This window comes from Streptomyces filipinensis (assembly GCF_014649495.1).
Classification (GTDB): domain Bacteria; phylum Actinomycetota; class Actinomycetes; order Streptomycetales; family Streptomycetaceae; genus Streptomyces; species Streptomyces filipinensis.
In genome coordinates this window covers 177,482-196,697 of the sequence record NZ_BMTD01000003.1, presented here as the reverse complement: position 1 = coordinate 196,697, position 19,216 = coordinate 177,482, and the positions used below count along the sequence as shown (strand labels likewise).

Here is a 19,216-nt window from a genome sequence, read left to right as displayed (position 1 = left end):
ACGGGGTCGGTGATCCCTGCTGTGTCATGACTGTCACCCGTGTTCGATACTGGAGCGTTTGGGGCCGCCGAGGCGATCGGCGGTCCCTCTGTCCGTCGGAACGCAGCAAGAACACAGCAAGAAGGGGCACTGCCTCGTGGCACGGTTTCGGACCTGGGTAGGCATCGCGCTCGCGGGGGCACTCTCGCTGTCCCTGGGAGCGTGCAGCAGCACCGGAGGCAAGCGGGCCGAGGACGCCCGCAAGGCCGCCGCGGCCCAGGGGAGGGCGGCGGTGAACACCCCGCGCTGGACCTTCGCGATGATCACCCACTCGGGAGACGGCGACACCTTCTGGGACATCGTGCAGAGCGGCGCCAAGCAGGCCGCCGTCAAGGACAACATCAACTTCCTGTACTCGCACGACGACGAGGCCCAGCAGCAGGCCCAGCTGGTGGACGCTGCGGTCGACAAGAAGGTCGACGGCATCATCGTCACCCTCGCCAAGCCCGACGCCATGAAGGCCGCCGTGGCCCGCGCCGAGAAGGCCGGCATCCCGGTCATCACCGTGAACTCCGGCTCCGAGGAGTCCAAGGCCTTCGGCGCGCTCACCCACATCGGCCAGGACGAGACCATCGCCGGCGAGGCCGTGGGCGACGAGCTCGACAAGCGCGGGAAGAAGAAGGCCCTGTGCGTGCTGCACGAACAGGGCAACGTCGGCCACGAGCAGCGCTGCGACGGCGTCGCCAAGACCTTCCACGGCACCCTGCGGAAGCTCTACGTCAACGGCACCAACATGCCCGACGTCCAGTCCGCCGTCGAGGCCAAGCTCCAGGCCGACCCGTCCCTCGACGCCGTCGTCACCCTCGGCGCGCCCTACGCGGACACCGCCGTGAAGGCCAGGGCGGACGCCGGGAGCAAGGCCGAGATCGACACCTTCGACCTCGACGCCAAGGTCGCCGCCTCGCTGAAGGACGGCACCCTCGGCTTCGCCGTGGACCAGCAGCCGTACCTCCAGGGCTACGAGGCGGTCGACCTGCTGTGGGCCTACAAGTACAACGGCGACGTCCTCGGCGGCGGCAAGCCGGTCCTGACCGGCCCGCAGATCATCACCAAGGACCAGGCCGCCGCGCTGGCCGAGTACACCGAGCGGGGCACGCGATGACCCAGACCGCCGATGAAAGGATTCTGCGGAGCTCGCCGCTGCGCAGGCTGCTGCTCTCCCGCCCGGAACTGGGCTCGGTGGTCGGCGCGCTCGCCGTCTTCGTCTTCTTCGGCGTCGCCGCCGACGGCTTCCTGCGCGCCTCCAGCCTGAGCACGGTCCTGTACGCGTCCTCGACCATCGGCATCATGGCCGTACCCGTGGCCCTGCTGATGATCGGCGGCGAGTTCGATCTGTCGGCGGGCGTCCTGGTGACGTCGTCGGCGCTGGTCTCCTCGATGTTCAGCTACCAGATGACGGCGAACACCTGGGTGGGCGCGGGCGTCTCCCTCCTGGTCACCCTCGCGATCGGCGCCTTCAACGGCTTCGTGCTCACCCGCACCAGGCTGCCCAGCTTCATCGTCACGCTCGGCACCTTCCTGATGCTGACCGGCATGAACCTCGGCTTCACCAAGCTGATCGACGGCACGGTCTCCACCAAGACCATCGCCGACATGGAGGGCTTCCCCAGCGCCCACGCCGTCTTCGCCTCGACCCTCACCCTCGGCGGTGTCGACTTCAAGGTCACCATCCTGTGGTGGCTGGGCCTGGTCGCCCTCGCCTCCTGGATCCTGCTGCGCACCCGCGCGGGCAACTGGATCTTCGCCGTCGGCGGCAACCAGGACGCGGCCCGCGCGGTCGGCGTCCCGGTCGCCAGGACCAAGATCGGCCTCTACATGGGCGTGGCGTTCGGCGCCTGGATCTCCGGCCAGCACCTGCTCTTCTCCTTCGACGCCGTCCAGTCCGGCGAGGGCGTCGGCAACGAGCTGATCTACATCATCGCGGCCGTCATCGGCGGCTGCCTGATCACCGGCGGCTACGGCAGCGCCATCGGCTCCGCCGTCGGCGCCCTGCTCTTCGGCATGACCAGCAAGGGCATCGTCTTCGCCGAGTGGAACCCCGACTGGTTCAAGTTCTTCCTCGGAGCGATGCTGCTCCTCGCGACCCTGCTCAACGCCTGGGTCAAAAAGCGCGCGGAGGCGACCAAGTGACACTCGTGGAGCTGACCGGCGTCAGCAAGCACTACGGCGGCGTCCGCGCCCTGGAAGGCGTCTCCCTGGAGGTCCACGCGGGCCGGATCACCTGTGTCCTGGGCGACAACGGCGCGGGCAAGTCGACCCTGATCAAGATGATCGCGGGCCTGCACCGCCACGACGGCGGCACCCTGCGCATCGAAGGCGAGGAGACGCACCTCGCCTCCCCGCGCGAGGCCCTGGACCGGGGCATCGCCACGGTCTACCAGGACCTGGCCGTCGTCCCGCTGATGCCGGTCTGGCGCAACTTCTTCCTGGGCTCCGAGCCCCGCAAGGGCGTCGGCCCCTTCAAGCGCCTCGACACCGGCCTCATGCGCCGCACCACCCGCGAGGCACTGCTCCGCATGGGCATCGACCTCAGGGACGTCGACCAGCCCATCGGCACCCTGTCCGGCGGCGAACGCCAGTGCGTGGCGATCGCCCGCGCGGTCCACTTCGGCGCGAAGGTCCTGGTCCTGGACGAGCCGACGGCGGCACTGGGCGTGAAGCAGTCCGGAATGGTGCTGAAGTATGTGGCGGCGGCACGCGACGAGGGCCTGGGCGTCGTGCTGATCACCCACAACCCGCACCACGCGTACCTGGTGGGTGACCGTTTCGTTCTGCTCCGGCGCGGCACGATGGTGGGCAATTACACACGAGACGAAATAACGCTGGACGAACTGACCCAGCAGATGGCCGGCGGCTCCGACCTGGACGCTCTACGCCATGAACTGCGGCGGAACTAGGGGGCACGGGGAACCACGCGACAGGCCACGGCGCACCCGCACCGGGCGACGGTCGCGCACCCCCTCCCCCCGCCCGCGCGCAGCACGCGGCGAGAGCGTGCGGCACAATCGAGCCCGATGAGCACCTACCGCGACCTCACGGCCCCCATCGGCTCCCGCCGAGCCCCGGTCCTGCGCACCGTCGGCACAAGAGAGCGCCGGTCCCACCTGACGGCACCCCGGGTGCCGACGGTGGGCATCGACATCGGCGGCACCAAGGTCATGGCGGGCGTCGTGGACGCCGACGGCAACATCCTGGAGAAGCTCCGCGCGGAGACCCCGGACAAGTCCAAGAGCCCGCAGGTCGTCGAGGACACCATCGTCGAACTGGTCCTGGACCTGTCCGACCGGCACGACGTGCACGCGGTCGGCATCGGCGCGGCCGGCTGGGTCGACGCCGACCGCAACCGCGTCCTGTTCGCGCCCCACCTGTCCTGGCGCAACGAGCCCCTCCGCGACCGCCTGAGCGGTCGCCTCTCCGTGCCGGTCCTCGTGGACAACGACGCCAACACCGCCGCCTGGGCGGAGTGGCGCTTCGGCGCCGGCCGCGGCGAGGACCACCTCGTCATGATCACCCTCGGCACCGGCATCGGCGGCGCCATCCTGGAGGACGGTCAGGTCAAGCGGGGCAAGTTCGGCGTCGCCGGTGAGTTCGGCCATATGCAGGTCGTCCCCGGCGGGCACCGCTGCCCGTGCGGCAACCGCGGCTGCTGGGAGCAGTACAGCTCCGGCAACGCGCTGGTCCGCGAGGCCAAGGAGCTGGCCGCCGCCGACTCGCCGGTGGCCTACGGGATCATCGAGCACGTCAAGGGCAACGTCGACGACATCACCGGCCCGATGATCACCGAGCTGGCCCGCGAGGGCGACGCCATGTGCGTCGAGCTGCTCCAGGACATCGGCCAGTGGCTCGGCGTCGGCATCGCCAACCTCGCCGCCGCCCTGGACCCGTCCTGCTTCGTCATCGGCGGCGGGGTCTCGGCCGCCGACGACCTGCTCATCGGCCCGGCCCGGGACGCCTTCAAGCGGCACCTCACCGGCCGCGGCTACCGCCCCGAGGCCCGCATCACCCGCGCCCAGCTCGGCCCCGAGGCCGGCATGGTCGGCGCCGCCGACCTGGCCCGGCTGGTCGCCCGCCGGTTCCGCCGGGCCAAGCGCCGCCGGGTGGAGCGCTACGAGCGCTACGAGCGCTACGCCCAGGCCCGCCGCGACCAGGACACCGCATGACCGCGTCGCTGCCCCGCCAGGCCGCCCCGCCGGACGAGCCGCACCGGCCCGCCGAGAACTCCGGGCACAAGGCCAGGCGCCGGGCGCTCACCCTGCTGATCATCGGCCTGCTGATCGGTGTCCCGGCCGGCTACCTGGTGATCTCCGCCAACCAGAGCCGTGACAGCGGGAAGGACAAGGAGGCGAAGTACTCGGCGACCGGCCTGACGCCGGGCTGGCCGTCGAAGGTGCAGCGCCGCCTCTACCAGGTGACCGTCCCGCACCCGGCCGACCAGGTCGCCTCCTACGAGACGAACAACTGGAAGACCAGCCGTCTCTACGTGCAGTTCCACACCAACGCCGCCGGCCTGGACAGCTTCCTGCAGACCACGGGCACGCGCCGGGACAAGCTGACGAAGGGCGACATCGCCATCGGCACCCGCGACCAGAAGGTCAGCGGCTGGCACTTCACCGGGCCCGGCCCCTGGTGGGGACTGACCCACGAGCAGAAGAACCCTGCGCCGACCCAGGACGTGGTCGTGAACATGTCCGACCCGCAGAACCCGATGGTCTACGTCGTCTCCCGCACGGTGCCGTGAACACCGGTCCCGGCCGGTCCCCGGGACCGATTGTCAGACCCCGCCCGTAGAGTCGAAGACGTCTGATCCGGCACACGGGCGGGAGGTGGCAGGACGTATGAGCGCAGGCACGGCCGCGGTGGCCGAGCACACGGGAGGTTCCGGCCCGGCCGGGGACCCGGCCTCGGTGCGCCTCGCCTCCGTCTTCCTGCCCGCGCCCCTCCCACGCGAGGGCCGCGTCGCCTTCTGGGACCCCGACGGCGGTTCCGTCGAGGGCGGCACCGCCGAGCTCACGGTCGTACGACGGCACGGTGCCGGTGTGCGCCGCCGGCAGGTGCCCGCGCTGACCCTGCCGCTCGACGAGGCCCTGCCGCTGCTGGTCCGGGCCCGCCGCGACCCGGCCGCGCATCCGGCCACGGCCTGCTGGGGCGCCGCCGCGCTGCACGCGCTCCGGCTGGTCGCCCGCGGCCGCCTGCTGCCCGGCCTGACCCCCGGCGGTCAGGACGCCTGGCGGGCCGGCCCGCTGGAACCCGACGACATCGCCCACCTGCGCGCGGTGGCGGCGGCGCTGCCCCCGGAGGGCCACGCCGTGCCGCTCCCGGACCCCGGCCCGCTCCGGCTGCCCGAGCCGGAGGCCCTGGTCCGCTCCTTCCTGGACGCGGTCGCCGACACCCTGCCCCGCACCCCGGCCGCCCCGTTCACCTGCGGCCGCCCCTTCGCCGCCCGGGAGCCGGTGGCGCTGCCCCAGGCCCAGGAGTGGGCGGCCGAGGTCGCCGCCGGCATGGACGCGGGCGTCCGGATCTCGCTGCGCCTGGACCTGTCCGCGTACGACGTCTTCGACGCCGGCGAACACGACGGCGCCCGTGCCGCGGGCGCCGCCATCGTGCAGGTGCACAGCCTCGCCGACCCCACCCTGGTGGCCGACGCGGCGGCCCTGTGGGCGGGGGAGGCCGACCCGGCCTTCGGGCCCCGCGCGCGGGTGGACGCCGCCCTCGCCGTGCGGCGCGCGGCACGCGTGTGGCCGCCCCTGGACCGGCTCGCCGAGCACGACGTGCCCGGTGTGCTCGCCCTGTCCGAGGAGGAGCTGGGCGACCTGCTCGGCGTCGGGGCCACCCGGCTGGCCGCCGCCGGGGTCGCCGTGCACTGGCCGCGGGACCTCGCCCGCGACCTCACGGCCGCCGCCGTGGTCCGCCCGGCGCCCGGCTCGGCCACCGACGGCACCGGCTTCTTCGAGAGCGAGGACCTGCTCCAGTTCCGCTGGCAGCTGGCGCTCGGCGGAGATCCGCTCAGCGAGGCCGAGATGGACGCCCTCGCCGAGGCCCACCGCCCGGTCGTACGGCTGCGGGACCGCTGGGTGCTGGTCGACCCGGCACTCGTCCGCAAGGCCCGCAAGCGCGAACTGGGCCTGCTCGACCCGGTGGACGCGCTGTCCGTCGCGCTCACCGGCACCGCCGACGTCGACGGCGAGACCGTCGAGGCCGTCCCGGTCGGCGCGCTGGCCGCGCTCCGCGACCGGCTCACCGCGGGCCTGCGCCCCGCCGACCCGCCCCCGGCCCTCGCCGCCACCCTCCGCGACTACCAGCTGCGCGGTCTGGCCTGGCTGGACCTCATAACCTCCCTCGGCCTCGGCGGCTGCCTCGCCGACGACATGGGCCTCGGCAAGACCGTCACCCTCATCGCCCTGCACCTGAAGCGCGCCCGCACCGAACCGACGCTCGTGGTCTGCCCGGCCTCGCTGCTCGGCAACTGGCAGCGGGAGATCACCCGGTTCGCGCCCGGCGTGCCCGTCCGCCGCTTCCACGGCCCCGATCGCACCCTGGACGGACTGGACGGCGGCTTCGTCCTCACCACCTACGGCACCATGCGCTCCACCGCGGCCCGCCTCGCCCAACAGCCCTGGGGCATGGTCGTCGCCGACGAGGCCCAGCACGTGAAGAACCCCTACTCGGCCACCGCCAAGGCGCTGCGCACCCTCCCGGCCCCCGCCCGCGTGGCCCTGACCGGCACCCCGGTCGAGAACAACCTCTCCGAACTGTGGGCCCTCCTCGACTGGACCACCCCCGGACTCCTCGGCCCCCTGAAGTCCTTCCGCGCCCGGCACGCCCGGGCGGTGGAGAACGGCGAGGACCAGGAGGCCACGGACCGCCTCGCCCGTCTGGTCCGGCCGTTCCTGCTGCGCCGCAAGAAGTCCGACCCGGGGATCGTCCCCGAACTGCCGCCCAAGACGGAGACCGACCACCCGGTGCCGCTCACCCGCGAACAGACCGCGCTGTACGAGGCGGTGGTGCGTGAGTCGATGCTGGCCATCGAGACCGCCGAGGGCATCGCCCGCCGGGGTCTGGTCCTGAAGCTGCTGGGCGCGCTGAAGCAGATCTGCGACCACCCGGCGCTGTACCTGAAGGAGGAGACGCACGCCGGTCGGCCGGCCGCCCGCTCCGGCAAACTCGCCCTGCTGGACGAGCTGTTGGACACCCTGCTCGCCGAGGACGGCTCGGCGCTCGTCTTCACCCAGTACGTCGGCATGGCCCGCCTCATCACCGCCCACCTGTCCGCCCGGGCCATCCCGGTCGACCTGCTGCACGGCGGCACACCCGTCCCGGAGCGCGAGCGCATGGTGGACCGCTTCCAGAACGGTGAGACCCCGGTCCTCGTCCTGTCCCTGAAGGCGGCGGGCACCGGCCTGAACCTCACCCGGGCGGGCCATGTCATCCACTTCGACCGCTGGTGGAACCCCGCCGTCGAGGAACAGGCCACCGACCGCGCGTACCGCATCGGCCAGACCCAGCCCGTGCAGGTCCACCGCCTGGTCACCGAGGGCACGGTCGAGGACCGCATCGCCGAGATGCTCGCCGCCAAGCGCGCCCTGGCCGACGCCGTCCTCGGCTCCGGCGAGGCGGCCCTCACGGAACTGACCGACCGCGAGCTGTCCGACCTCGTCTCCCTGCGGAGGACCGCATGACGGCCGCCACCCCCCGCCCAGGCGACGCCGCCCGCCGCGCCCTGCGAGCGGCACGGGCACGGGCCGAGCGGACACCTCAGGCATCGCAGGCAGCGGCACCGGAGGGACAGGGCATGTCTGCGGGGGCGGCTCAGGAGGGGCCGGGGGCGCCTGTGGGGCCGCTTCAGGCTGGGGCGGACGCCTCGGAGGGGGCGGTTCACCTTGCTCCCGGTGCCTCGGCGGCGCCGGTTCAGCGCGCACCAGGTGTGGCAGGGGGGTCGGCGGAGCCGGCGGAGAGAGGGTTCGCGGACACGGGCTCGCGAGCGGAGAGCAGGTCCGAAGGCACCGCTCAGCGCGCGGAGAGCGAGTCCGAGGGGGCGGTGCCGCGGGCGTCGGCGGCTGTGTTCGGCGCGTCTGTCCGGCGTGGCGAGGAGGCGCCGGCGGAGGCCGTCGAGCGAGCGGCGGGCGTGGGCGAGGCGGCTGTCGCGCAAGCGGCGGCGGGCGCCCCCGAGACAACCGGCTCCGGCGCGGCGGGGGCGACGGACGCGGTGGCCGAGGCGACGTCGGCACGGCCTGCGGTCACCGGCCCCAGGCCCGGCGACGCGGCGCGTGCGGCACTCCGGGCCGCGGTGATCGCGCGGCGCGGCGAGCGCGAATCCGCGACGGCTGCCGTGCCCCCGAGCCGGGGCGACGAAGACGTGCAGCGGGCCTCCGCTCCGCCCGCCACCCCTTCTTCCCCCGCCACCCCTTCTTCCCCGGCCACCGCTTCGGCGCCGGCCGGTGCGGGCGGTCCGGGTCAGGACGACGCCCCGGACCGTGTCGGTACCGTGCCGCCGGCCCGCTCCGCCGCACCGGCGGGCGCCCGCCCCGCCGACGCCGTCCGGGAAGCGCTGCGGGCGGCCCGGCGTGAGGCGCTGCGGGCGGAGGCGGACGAGGCCGCCCGGCGCGGGACAGGGGCGGGGGAGCCGCATGGCCGCCTTGAAGCGCGCACGACGCGGAGTCCCGGCTCGACGGCTCCGCGCACCGGGTCCGCGTCCGGCCCGGACGCGGCCTCCCGGGCCACCCGGATCAAGGCCGCCCAGGACATGCGGCATTACCTGGCGAACGCCTTCCGGATGCCGGCGTGGTCCGACACACCGCAGGACGACACAAGCACCACCGGAACCGGTGACACCACGGAGAGCACCGACGGCGCCGAACCGCGCCGCGCGACCCCCTCGACCACGCCCCCGCACACACCGCTCACCGACCCCGCCGAGCCGCTCCCCACGCCCGCCGAGCCGCCGACCCCGCACACGCTGCCCGCGTCAGCCATCCCCACCGGCCGGCCTCCGACGCCCCCGCACCCCACTTCCGCGGACCCCGCCACCCCCTCAAGCCGCTCCACGGCGCCCCTCACGGCCCCCAGCCACTCCACCCCGCACCCCACCTCCTCGGGCAGCCCCACCACCGCGCCCCCCACCTCCCCCGAGCCCTCCACCCCCCACCGCACCACCCCGACCTCCTCCACCCCCGCCTCCCCCCACGTGCCGTCCACCATGGCCACCCCCCACCGCGACACCGAACTGCGCCGTACCTTCCCGGCGTTCCCGCCCCGCGCGGCGGGTGCCGAGGGGGACCCGTTCGCCGGGACCTGGTGGGGCAACGCCTGGGTGGGCGCGCTGGAGCAGGGCGCGCTGGACCCCAAGCGACTGGCCCGCGGCCGCGGTTACGCGGACCAGGGCCACGTCGACGCGATCACCGTCACCCCGGGTCTCGTGCTGGCGTACGTGCGCGGAAGCCGCCCCCGGCCGTACCGGGTCCAGGTGCGGCTCCGCACGCTGGAGGACGAGGACTGGGCGCGGTTCCTGGACGCGGCCGCCGACCGCCCCGGGCACATCGCCGCGCTGCTCGACAAGGAACTGCCCCAGTCCCTCGCCGACTGCGGTGTCCCCCTGCTGCCCGGCCCCGGCGACCTCGCCCCGCGCTGCAGCTGCCCCGACTCCGGACACCCCTGCAAGCACGCGGCCGCGCTCTGCTACCAGACGGCACGGCTGCTCGACGCCGACCCGTTCGTGCTGCTCCTGCTGCGCGGCCGGGGCGAGAAGAACCTGCTCGACGCGCTGTCCCGGCGCAGCGCCGCCCGCGCGGCCCGCGCCGTCCAGGAGCGGCAGCCGCAGTCGCTGCCCGGCGTGCGCGCCACCGACGCCCTCGCCCCGCGCCGACTCCCGCCGCTGCCACCGCCGTTGCCCGCACCCCCGCACCCCGAGCAGCCACCGGTGTACCCGGCGGCACCCGGCGGCCCGGACCCCTTCGCGCTGGACCAGCTGGCGACGGACGCCGCCGCCCGCGCCCACGCGCTGCTCGGCACCGGACGCGACCCGGTCGGCGAACTGACCCTGTGGCAGGACGCGGTGCGCCTGGCCGCCGCCCGCCCCGGTTCCGGCCTCACGGCCGGCACCCGCACGCTCTACGCCACGCTCGCCGCGGCCGTCGACCGCACCCCGGCCGACCTCGCGCGTGCCGTGGCAGCCTGGCGTCAGGGCGGGCTTGCCGGCCTGGCCGTACTGGAGGAGCCGTGGGATCCGCCGGCCGGCCGCTTCGACCGGGCCCGCCCCCTGCTGCTCGCCGCCGACCTGCCGGCGTTCCGCCCCTGGCGCAACCGCCTCACCCACCCGCGCGGCCACGTCCAGCTCCGCCTGGGCCGTGACGGGCTGTGGTATGCCTACGAGTCGGAACCCGGCCACGACGACTGGTGGCCCCGCGGCACCCCGGATCTCGACCCGGTGGGCGCCCTGACGGGTCTCGGCACACCGGACGACACCTGACCGAGACCGCGGGCGGCGCGGTGCCCGATACCGCGAAACCGGCGGTTTCCGGAAAACCGCACACAGAAGACACGGTTGTGCTGCTCCCCTTGACTGGACAGCCAGTGAATCCTAGAGTCGCGTTATTGCGTGTCAATTGAACGGGGGAATTGACGTGACGCAGCATTTACGCTCGGCCGTCACGATAAGTCGGAATGCCTCGACGAGCCTCTGCTCGGACGAGCTGGATGAAATCCGAACCCAACTCGACAAAAACGGATACTCGTACATCCGGGGCATCTCGCCGGGCGACTTCGACTATCCGTCCTTCGCCGCTCGCCTCGGGAATCCGATTCCCCATCACAACGGCGAGCTCATCTGGGACGTACGCCTTGATCCGACGATAGAGTCGATCTACCATGCCGGAAACATGGGTGCCCTGCTTCCGCATACGGAGGCCGTCGAACACCCCGGGCCGCCCCCGCGGTACATCATGCTGTGGTGCGTCAGGGAGGCGCGCGGACGGGGCGGCGAGACGACGCTCGCAGACGGCTACGCGTGGATGAAGAGCCTTTCGGAGGAGACGCGGCGGTCGCTGCACAGTAATCGCTACACGTGGAAATCGTCCGACGGCATCATTCAATCAGGTTACTATTCGAGCGCCGTCCACCCCATCCTCGAAGAGTTCGATGGGCGTCACATCCTGAGATATGACTACATCGACGTGGAGAGAGAAGACGACGGTTTACTCGATGCCGCACTCGAAGACGTGAAAGAGTTTTTCGGGGAGCAGCAGGTCGCCGTCAAAATCGAGCCCGGCTGTATCCTGGTCTGGGACAACTGGCGGATGCTGCACGGCAGAAACGCGTTCTCCGATCCTGAAAGGCACCTCAAGCGCATGCTCCTTTCCGGACGGTGAACCCCGAGGAGATACTCGACGCGGCCTTTCTGACCGATCCCTACCCGTTCTTCGCCGCTCTGCGGCGCCACGACCCCGTGCACTGGAACGCGCCGACAGGCGCCTGGTACGTCACCCGGTACGCCGATGTCTTCGACCTGCTGGTGGACCCTCGGCTCTCCGCCTCGGCCGAGGGCGAGACGCTCACCCGTACGCCGGCGGAACGCGACATCGCCGCCCGGGTGCACGACTTCTTCGGCCGCTGGATGGTGTTCTCGGACCCTCCCCACCAGACCCGTGTCCGCGAGACGTTGCGGCACGTCTTCACACCGTCCTCCGTGGCCTCCTTCCAGAGCGAGGTGGACCGGATCAGCACCGATACCGTGACCGCGTTCCGCGCCGCCGGCCGGGACCTGATGACGGACCTCACGATCCCGTTCGCGCGGGCGACCGTGAGCGTGCTGCTCGGGGTCGAACCGGAGGAGTTCGCCGAAGTCGCCCGGTGGTCGGAGGAGCTGATGGCGTTTCTGAACCGGTCCGCCCACGAGCCGCACGACGTGCGCTCCACCCTGCGGGCCGTCCAGGACCTGACGGACTACGTCTGCACGACCGTGCTGCCGCGCGGTCACGGCTTGGCGGCACCGGCACTGCGATCCGCCGTGCGGGACGGCGGCTGGGATCCGGTGACCACCAGCGCCACCTTCGCCCAGCTCCTCACCGGCGCCCTGGAACCGGTGTCCAACGGGCTGGGCGTCACGGTGACCGCCCTGCAGCGTCACCCCGACCAGCGCCGAGCGGTGAGCGAGGGTCAGGTGTCCTACGCGGACGCCGTCGAGGAGGCACTGCGTTTCGACGCGCCGTTCCACCTGGCCGCGCGCCGAGCCCTGGCGGACATCACCGTCGGCGGTGTGACGATCCACCGCGGCGACCGCGTGATGCTGGTCCTCGCGTCCGCCAACCGGGACGAGGACCGCTTCGCGGCACCGGACCGCTTCGACGTGCGGCGGGGGCCGGCGCGGCATCTGTCCTTCGGCCGCGGTGGCCACTACTGCCTCGGGTCCTTCCTCGCCAGGCAGGAGATGGCCGTGCTGCTGCGTGAGCTCGACCGCCAGTGGCCCGAGCTACAGGTGAACCTCGCCCGCACGGGCCGCTCGCCGGCCTTCGGAGCCACGCAACTGCGGCCCGTACCCATCCTCGTCTGAACGGAACGGAAGCGTCATGCATGTGTGTTTCGTATGCAAGGGCAACATCTGCCGGTCGCCCATGGCGGCGCTGGTCTTCCGGGAGCATCTGCGGCGTGCCGGGCTCTTCGACCGGGTCCGGGTGACCAGCGCCGGAACCATCGACTACTACGCGGGAGAGCCGGCCGATCCCAGGACCGCGGCACTGCTGAAGGAACACGGCTGTCCCGCCGACCACACGGCGGCCGTACTCGACGACGGCCACCTGTCCGCGGACCTGATCCTGGCCATGGACGCGAACCAGGCGAGCATCCTGCGGGACAGGCTGGACGACCACTCCAGGGTCCGTATGCTGCGCTCTTTCGACCCGGCAGCGGGCCCGGACCTGGACGTACCCGATCCGTTCTACGGCGAGGAAGCGGACTTCCGGGAGGTCCTGCGCATCATCGAGGACGCCCTGCCCGGGCTGCTGGAGTGGGTGCGCACGGCCGTCGAACAGGAGACGAGCACCACGAGCACCCCGTCGGCGACCCACGGTACGCCGGCCCGCCGGCGCCTTGAGGAGCGGCGCAGGCGCGCCGACGAACAGGGCGAGGCAGACCCGGCCGAGGCGGCCCGTCTCTTCGGTGAACTCGTTTTGGCCTACGAGGGGGAGTACGGCGCCGAGCACCTCGAAACGCTCACCACGCGCGACATCCACGCCCACTGGATCGGTGAGGCCGGCGATCCGCTGAAGGCGCTCTCCCTCTTCCGCACCTACGTGCCGCAGTGGGAGCGCATCGCCGGGCCTGAGCACACCGGCACCCTGCACAGCCGGCAGAACCTGTCCTTCTGGACCGGAGAGGCCGGCGACCCGGCGACGGCCGCGGAGCTCTGCGAGGCACTCCTGCCGGTAAGGGAACGGGTCCTCGGTCCCGAACACCCGGACACCTTGACCACCCGGCACCGTCACGCCTACTGGCTCGCGGAATCCGGCGACACCGCCGCGGCCCTGGCCCTGCTCCAGCAGGTGCTCGCGGTGAAGGAGCGATGCCTGGGCGCCGGGCATCCGGACACCCTGACCACCCGGCACGAGATCGCGCGGCGCGTGGGCGAGGCGGGTGACCCGGCCCGGGCCGTCGCGCTGTTCACCGAACTCCTCCCGGCCCGGGAACAGGCGCTGGGCAGCGGCCACTGCAGCTTCCTCACCTCCCGGCATGAGCTCGCCCGGTGGACCGGCGAGGCCGGAGACGGCGCGAGCGCCGTGGAGATGCTGCGCCAGCTGCTCCCCCTGCGCAGGAGCGTCCAGGGGGCCCACCATCCACGGACGCTGACGACCTGGCACGAGCTCGCGCGATGGTCCGCTCACTGCGGCGACACCGAGAGCGCCGTCGGGATGCTGCACGAGCTGCTTCCCCTCCGTGAGACCACACTGGGGGCCGGGCACCCGCACACGGCCGAAACCAGAGAGCTGCTCGCGCGACTGGCATGATCGCGGCCTGCGGAAGGGGCGGATGACGACACATGGACCTGACGAGCCGGAGGGTGCTGGTCACCGGAGCCTCATCGGGCATCGGCGAGGCGATCGCCCGCGACCTGGGCGCGCGGGGAGCCAGGGTGGCGGTGCTGGCCCGTCGTGAGCGGGAGCTGGCGCAACTGGCCCGGGAGATCGGTGGCACGGCCGTCGTCGCCGATCTCCGGGAGGCGGAGCGGATCGACGAGGCGGTGCGCACGGCGTGCTCCGCGCTCGGCGGCCTCGACGCGGTCGTGAACAACGTCGGCACGTTCCGCCTCGGTTATGTGGCCGACGGCCTCCTCGCGGACTGGCGGGACATGATCGAGCTCAACGTGCTCGGCCTTGCCGCGGTCACCCGGGCCGCGGTCCCGTACCTCACCGACAGCCCGTGCGCCCAGGTCATCAACATAAGCTCCATGAGCGGCCGTCGGGTGAGCCATCCGGCCACCGGAATGTACGCCGCCACCAAACACGCCGTCCACGCGCTGAGCGAAGCACTCCGAAACGAGCTGCACCCACGCGGAGTGCGCGTCACGGTCATCTCACCCGGAACCGTCGACACGAACCGCGGCGCGTACATCACCGATCCGGTGCTGCGCGCCGAGGCCGGGAGGGACCAGCAGGAACACGGCCTGCGGCCGGAGGATGTCGCGGCCCAGGTCCGTCATGTGCTGAACACCTCCCCGGACGTGCACCTGGTCGAGATCGCGATGGTGTCCACCCGGCAGCCCCCGGCCTGAGGGCTCCCGCACCCCCTTCGTCGTCCCCGTCTCCCGCCGCCGGGCCGACCCGCTTTCGGTTTTCGGTGGGGGACATGGGAGCGTGAACGGGTGAGCACGACGACTGAACTCCTGGAATACAGCTTCGACGGACCGGAAAGCGCCCCCGTCCTGGTCCTGGGACCCTCCCTCGGCACCACGCGCCACATGTGGGACCGCCAGGTGCCGGAGCTGACCAAACAGTGGCGGGTCCTGCGGTTCGACCTGCCCGGCCACGGCGGGGCCCCCGCCCACCCGGCCGGTTCCGTCGCCGAGCTGACCACCCGGCTGCTGGCCACGCTGGACTCGCTCGGTCTGCAGCGGTTCGGCTACGCCGGCTGCGCGCTGGGCGGTGCGATCGGCATCGAGCTGGCCCTGCGCCACCCCGAACGGCTCGCCTCGCTGGCGCTGGTCGCGGCCTCGCCCCGGTTCGGGACCGCCGACGAGTTCCGGCAGCGCGGGGTGGTCGTACGGACGAACGGACTCGACCCGATCGCCCGGACCGCGCCCGACCGCTGGTTCACCGGCGGGTTCGCCGCGGCCCAGCCGGCGATCACCGAGTGGGCGGTGCAGATGGTCCGCACCACCGACCCGGGCTGCTACATCGCCGCGTGTGAGGCGCTCGCCGCGTTCGACGTACGGCCCGAGCTGGCCCGGGTCGGCGTGCCGACGCTCGTGCTCGTCGGCGCCGACGACCAGGTCACCGGGCCTGCCGAGGCCCGCACCCTGGTCGCCGGCATCCCGGACGCCCGGCTCGCGGTCGTCCCCGGCGCCTCCCACCTGGTGCCGGTCGAACAGCCGGCGGCCGTCACCGACCTGCTGGCGCACCACTTCTCCACCGCCTGGCAGCAGCCCTTCGACACCGGCCAGACGGTTCTGCCGGCGGCCTCGGCCGTCCCGGTCCCGGCGGCGGTGCCGCCGGCCGTGCCGGTGGCCGAGATAGCCCCGGCCGCCGCACCGGCCCAGCCGGCCGCGCGGCCCGACCGGTACGAGACGGGCCTCAAGATCCGCCGGGAGGTGCTGGGCGACGCGCACGTGGACCGGGCGCTGGCGCAGGCCGACGGCTTCTCCGGGGACTTCGAGGACTTCGTCACCCGCTACACCTGGGGCGAGGTCTGGGACCGGCCCGGCCTCGACCGCCGTACCCGCAGCTGCGTCACGCTGTCCGTGCTGGCCGCGGGCGGCCATCTGGAGGAGCTGGCCGTCCACACCCGGGCGGCCCTGCGCAACGGGCTCACCCCGGACGAGATCAAGGAGGTGCTGCTGCAGACGGCCGTGTACTGCGGGGTGGCGGCCGCGGGCAGCGCGTTCCGGGTGGCCCGGCAGGTCATCCTGGAGGAGACCACGCCCGCCGAGTGAGCCGCGCGCCGCCGGGCCGGGCCGGCCGCGGGGTTCGGCAGGATGGTGAGCCATGAAGCTCACGAAGAAGTCCCACGCCTGCGTCCGCCTCGACAAGGACGGGCAGACGCTTGTCATCGATCCGGGCGGCTTCAGCGAGGAGGACGCCGCGCTCGGCGCGGACGCGATCCTGATCACGCACGAGCACCCGGACCACTTCGACGAGTTCCGGCTGCGCGCCGCCATGGAGAACAACCCGGCCGCCCGGATCTGGTCGCTGAAGTCCGTCGCCGACCAGATCTCGGCGGCCTTCCCGGGCCGGGTGCACACGGTCGGCCACGGTGACACCTTCACCGCGGCCGGCTTCGAGGTGCAGGTCCACGGCGAGCTGCACGCGGTGATCCACCCGGACATCCCGCGCATCACCAACGTCGGCTATCTGCTCGACGGCGGCAAGGTCTTCCACCCCGGCGACGCCCTCACCGTCCCTCACCGGGAGGTGGAGACGCTGATGCTCCCGGTGATGGCTCCGTGGAACAAGATCTCCGAAGTCATCGACTACGTCCGCGAGGTACGGCCGCGGCGCGCCTACGACGTCCACGACGCCCTGCTCACCGATCTGGCCCGGCCGATCTACGACCGCCAGATCGGCGCCCTGGGCGGCACGGACCACCAGCGGCTGTCGCCGGGGGGCTCGACCGAGATCTGAGTCCGTTGTCAGAGGCTCCGGGTAGGTTGTGAGACATGCGCATCGCCACCTGGAACGTGAACTCGATCACCGCCCGCCTTCCGAGGCTGCTGGCCTGGCTGGAGAGCAGCGGCACCGATGTGCTCTGCCTCCAGGAGGCCAAGGTCGCCGAGGACCAGTTCCCGTCCGACCAGCTGCGCGAGCTGGGCTACGAGTCGGCGGTCCACGCGACCGGCCGGTGGAACGGCGTGGCCGTGCTCTCCCGCGTCGGCGTGGAGGACGTCGTCAAGGGCCTGCCCGGCGACCCCGGCTTCGACGGCGTCACCGAGCCGCGCGCCATCTCTGCGACCTGCGGCCCGGTCCGCGTCTGGTCGGTGTACGTCCCCAACGGCCGCGAGGTGGAGCACCCGCACTACGCGTACAAGCTCCAGTGGTTCGAGGCCCTCAAGGCGGCCGTGTACGGCGACGCGCAGGGCAGCCGCCCCTTCGCGGTCATGGGTGACTACAACGTGGCGCCGACCGACGACGACGTCTACGACGTGGCCGCCTTCGAGGGCCTGACGCATGTCACCCCCGCCGAGCGCGCCGCCCTGGCCTCCCTGCGCGAGGCGGGCCTGGACGACGTGGTGCCCCGCCCGCTGAAGTACGACCACCCGTTCACGTACTGGGACTACCGCCAGCTGTGCTTCCCGAAGAACCGCGGCATGCGCATCGACCTGGTGTACGGCAACGAACCGTTCGCCAAGTCCGTCAAGGACGCCTACGTCGACCGCGAGGAGCGCAAGGGCAAGGGTGCCTCCGATCACGCACCGGTGGTGGTCGACCTCGACGTCTGATGCCACGCTGGGTCCATGAACCTTCCGTTCCTGGGCCACCGGCACAAGAAGAACGGTGACGACGGGGGCGCCCTCGTGCGAGCGCGTTCGAGCGCGGGGAGGCCGCCGGCCGACGCCGAGGCGGTCGCCGCGCTGCTCTCCGAGTGCGAGCTGCTGCGCTCGCAGGCGACCCGGGCGGGCGTCCTCCTCGACGACACCCCGGCCTCGCTGGAGGCGCTGGACCAGCTCGTCCCGCGCTGGCGCGACGACGCCGAGACGCTGCCCTGGCTGGGCCACGACGCGGGGCTGTACCTGGGCACGGTCGTGGTGCGCACCGTGCCCGGCGCCGCCTGGCGGATCCGCTCCGACGGCGAGCCCGTCGTACGGCTGGCCTCCGGCCGTGAGGTGGAGGTCGGGGCCGCCGGACAGGACTGGGCGGCGAGCGGTGTCCCCGAGCTGTCCCAGCTGTACGCGGAGATCGCCGAGACCTGAGCGCACCCTCAGCGGCCGTAAATACGGCTTATGCCCGAAAAGTGCGTGTCGTCCCTCAATGCCGCTGCCGTCTGGATAGTTTGCGGCAACCACGACACGGCTGAGAGCGAGTAGGGCTGCGTATGGCCGTCGATCCGTTGATCGAACCGCACCACGTCCGTACCGCTCGTGCGTCCCTCGCCCTGTTCACCCTCCTCGTGCTGCTCGCGGCCGCCTGCGGCAAGGAGGGCAGCCCGCCGGTCAAGGGCCCGGCGGCCGGCGAACTGCCGCACTACCGGGTGGCCCGGGGCTTCGGCCTGCCCGCGTCCGCCACCTGGACGCGGGCCAGGAGGCGCGGCCACTTCGTCGTCGGCGCCAAGGAGGACCAGCCCTATCTCGGCGAGCGGGACCCGGCGACCGGCACCTACTCCGGCTTCGACATCGAGATCGCCAGGATGATGTCCGCCTCCCTCGGCTTCCCACCGCGGACCATCCGGTTCCGGACCATCGCCTCCGCCAACCGCGAGACGGCCCTGCAGAACGGCCAGATCGACTACTACGTCGGCACCTACACCATCAATCCGGGCCGCAGGAAACTCGTCGGCTTCGCCGGCCCCTACTACCTGGCCGGCCAGTCCCTGCTGGTCCGCTCGGACGAGAAGGACATCCACGGTCCCCAGGACCTCGACGGCGAACGCGTCTGCTCGGCGGCCGGCTCGACGCCGTACCAGCGCATCAGGGCCGACTACCCGAAGGCGATCCTGGTCGCCTACGACACCTACTCGGTCTGCGTCGACAACCTGCTCACCTACCAGGTCGACGCGGTCACCACCGACGACGCCATCCTCATCGGCTACGCCGCCAAGGCCCCGGACGCACTCAAGGTCGTCGGCAGGCCCTTCTCCAGGGAGCCGTACGGCATCGGCGTCCCGCACGCGGACACCGCGCTGCGCCTCGCCCTCGACAACGCCCTGGAGGCACGGGAGAAGGACGGCGACTGGAGGAAGGCGTACGAGGCCACGCTCGGCCTGTCCGGCGTGCCCGCCCCCCGTCCGCCCGCGATCGACCGCTATCCGGCGAGCTGAGCGAGGA

General features: G+C 72.6%; 16 protein-coding genes. All 16 read left to right on the top strand.

Annotated features, from left to right (window positions below):
- The first annotated feature begins 136 nt into the window (after positions 1-136).
- The 16 genes from IE244_RS09380 to IE244_RS09305 all read left to right on the top strand — a co-directional run bounded on the left by IE244_RS09380 (position 137) and on the right by IE244_RS09305 (position 19,209).
- Positions 137-1,141, top strand: a complete 1,005-nt coding sequence (locus IE244_RS09380) for a sugar ABC transporter substrate-binding protein (RefSeq protein WP_191872424.1) — start codon at positions 137-139, stop codon at positions 1,139-1,141.
- Positions 1,138-2,169 (top strand): ABC transporter permease, encoded by a 1,032-nt coding sequence (locus tag IE244_RS09375; RefSeq protein ID WP_191872422.1) that lies wholly within the window; start codon positions 1,138-1,140, stop codon positions 2,167-2,169. The genes IE244_RS09380 and IE244_RS09375 overlap by 4 nt, the downstream gene beginning before the upstream one ends.
- Positions 2,166-2,936 carry an ATP-binding cassette domain-containing protein gene (locus IE244_RS09370; RefSeq protein ID WP_191872420.1) on the top strand — a complete coding sequence of 257 codons (771 nt, stop codon included), beginning with the start codon at positions 2,166-2,168 and terminating at the stop codon, positions 2,934-2,936. Before IE244_RS09375 ends, IE244_RS09370 begins: the two co-directional genes overlap by 4 nt.
- Before the next feature lie 117 nt (positions 2,937-3,053).
- Positions 3,054-4,199 carry an ROK family glucokinase gene (locus tag IE244_RS09365; protein ID WP_031168406.1) on the top strand — a complete coding sequence of 382 codons (1,146 nt, stop codon included), beginning with the start codon at positions 3,054-3,056 and terminating at the stop codon, positions 4,197-4,199.
- Positions 4,196-4,777, top strand: a complete 582-nt coding sequence (locus IE244_RS09360) for a sugar kinase (RefSeq protein ID WP_191872418.1) — start codon at positions 4,196-4,198, stop codon at positions 4,775-4,777. The genes IE244_RS09365 and IE244_RS09360 overlap by 4 nt, the downstream gene beginning before the upstream one ends.
- A 97-nt stretch (positions 4,778-4,874) precedes the next feature.
- The gene (locus IE244_RS09355; RefSeq protein WP_229854023.1) at positions 4,875-7,715 is read left to right on the top strand and encodes an SCO1167/SCO6262 family helicase; all 2,841 of its coding nucleotides are present in this window, start codon (positions 4,875-4,877) and stop codon (positions 7,713-7,715) included.
- Positions 7,716-8,161: 446 nt separating this feature from the next.
- Entirely contained in the window at positions 8,162-10,501 is a 2,340-nt protein-coding gene (locus IE244_RS41810) for an SWIM zinc finger family protein (protein ID WP_229854022.1), read from the top strand.
- Between the two features lie 154 nt (positions 10,502-10,655).
- The gene (locus tag IE244_RS09345) at positions 10,656-11,399 is read left to right on the top strand and encodes a TauD/TfdA family dioxygenase (protein ID WP_191872416.1); all 744 of its coding nucleotides are present in this window, start codon (positions 10,656-10,658) and stop codon (positions 11,397-11,399) included.
- Complete coding sequence (locus IE244_RS09340) at positions 11,396-12,580, top strand: cytochrome P450 (protein WP_191872413.1); 1,185 nt, start codon at positions 11,396-11,398, stop codon at positions 12,578-12,580. The genes IE244_RS09345 and IE244_RS09340 overlap by 4 nt, the downstream gene beginning before the upstream one ends.
- A 16-nt stretch (positions 12,581-12,596) precedes the next feature.
- Positions 12,597-14,030 carry an arsenate reductase/protein-tyrosine-phosphatase family protein gene (locus IE244_RS09335; RefSeq protein WP_191872411.1) on the top strand — a complete coding sequence of 478 codons (1,434 nt, stop codon included), beginning with the start codon at positions 12,597-12,599 and terminating at the stop codon, positions 14,028-14,030.
- A gap of 32 nt (positions 14,031-14,062) precedes the next feature.
- Positions 14,063-14,794: an SDR family oxidoreductase gene (locus IE244_RS09330; protein WP_191872409.1), complete on the top strand. Its 732-nt coding sequence runs from the start codon at positions 14,063-14,065 to the stop codon at positions 14,792-14,794.
- Between the two features lie 90 nt (positions 14,795-14,884).
- Complete coding sequence (pcaDC, locus tag IE244_RS09325) at positions 14,885-16,171, top strand: bifunctional 3-oxoadipate enol-lactonase/4-carboxymuconolactone decarboxylase PcaDC (RefSeq protein ID WP_191872407.1); 1,287 nt, start codon at positions 14,885-14,887, stop codon at positions 16,169-16,171.
- 52 nt (positions 16,172-16,223) lie between these two features.
- Positions 16,224-16,859, top strand: coding sequence for an MBL fold metallo-hydrolase (locus tag IE244_RS09320; RefSeq protein ID WP_191872405.1), 636 nt, complete (start codon positions 16,224-16,226; stop codon positions 16,857-16,859).
- A gap of 35 nt (positions 16,860-16,894) precedes the next feature.
- The gene (locus IE244_RS09315) at positions 16,895-17,674 is read left to right on the top strand and encodes an exodeoxyribonuclease III (RefSeq protein WP_191872403.1); all 780 of its coding nucleotides are present in this window, start codon (positions 16,895-16,897) and stop codon (positions 17,672-17,674) included.
- Positions 17,675-17,689: 15 nt separating this feature from the next.
- A complete protein-coding gene (locus IE244_RS09310; RefSeq protein WP_191872401.1) occupies positions 17,690-18,145 on the top strand; it encodes a DUF6278 family protein in 456 nt (151 codons plus the stop codon).
- A 122-nt stretch (positions 18,146-18,267) separates the two neighbouring features.
- A complete protein-coding gene (locus IE244_RS09305; RefSeq protein ID WP_191872399.1) occupies positions 18,268-19,209 on the top strand; it encodes a glutamate ABC transporter substrate-binding protein in 942 nt (313 codons plus the stop codon).
- Positions 19,210-19,216: the final 7 nt, after the last annotated feature.

Coding starts and splice junctions, on each gene's coding strand:
- IE244_RS09375 (WP_191872422.1), top strand. CDS start 1,138: ATGACCCAGACCGCCGATGAAAGGATTCTGCGGAGCTCGCCGCTGCGC.
- IE244_RS09365 (WP_031168406.1), top strand. CDS start 3,054: ATGAGCACCTACCGCGACCTCACGGCCCCCATCGGCTCCCGCCGAGCC.
- IE244_RS09360 (WP_191872418.1), top strand. CDS start 4,196: ATGACCGCGTCGCTGCCCCGCCAGGCCGCCCCGCCGGACGAGCCGCAC.
- IE244_RS09355 (WP_229854023.1), top strand. CDS start 4,875: ATGAGCGCAGGCACGGCCGCGGTGGCCGAGCACACGGGAGGTTCCGGC.
- IE244_RS09335 (WP_191872411.1), top strand. CDS start 12,597: ATGCATGTGTGTTTCGTATGCAAGGGCAACATCTGCCGGTCGCCCATG.
- IE244_RS09330 (WP_191872409.1), top strand. CDS start 14,063: ATGGACCTGACGAGCCGGAGGGTGCTGGTCACCGGAGCCTCATCGGGC.
- IE244_RS09320 (WP_191872405.1), top strand. CDS start 16,224: ATGAAGCTCACGAAGAAGTCCCACGCCTGCGTCCGCCTCGACAAGGAC.
- IE244_RS09315 (WP_191872403.1), top strand. CDS start 16,895: ATGCGCATCGCCACCTGGAACGTGAACTCGATCACCGCCCGCCTTCCG.
- IE244_RS09310 (WP_191872401.1), top strand. CDS start 17,690: ATGAACCTTCCGTTCCTGGGCCACCGGCACAAGAAGAACGGTGACGAC.
- IE244_RS09305 (WP_191872399.1), top strand. CDS start 18,268: ATGGCCGTCGATCCGTTGATCGAACCGCACCACGTCCGTACCGCTCGT.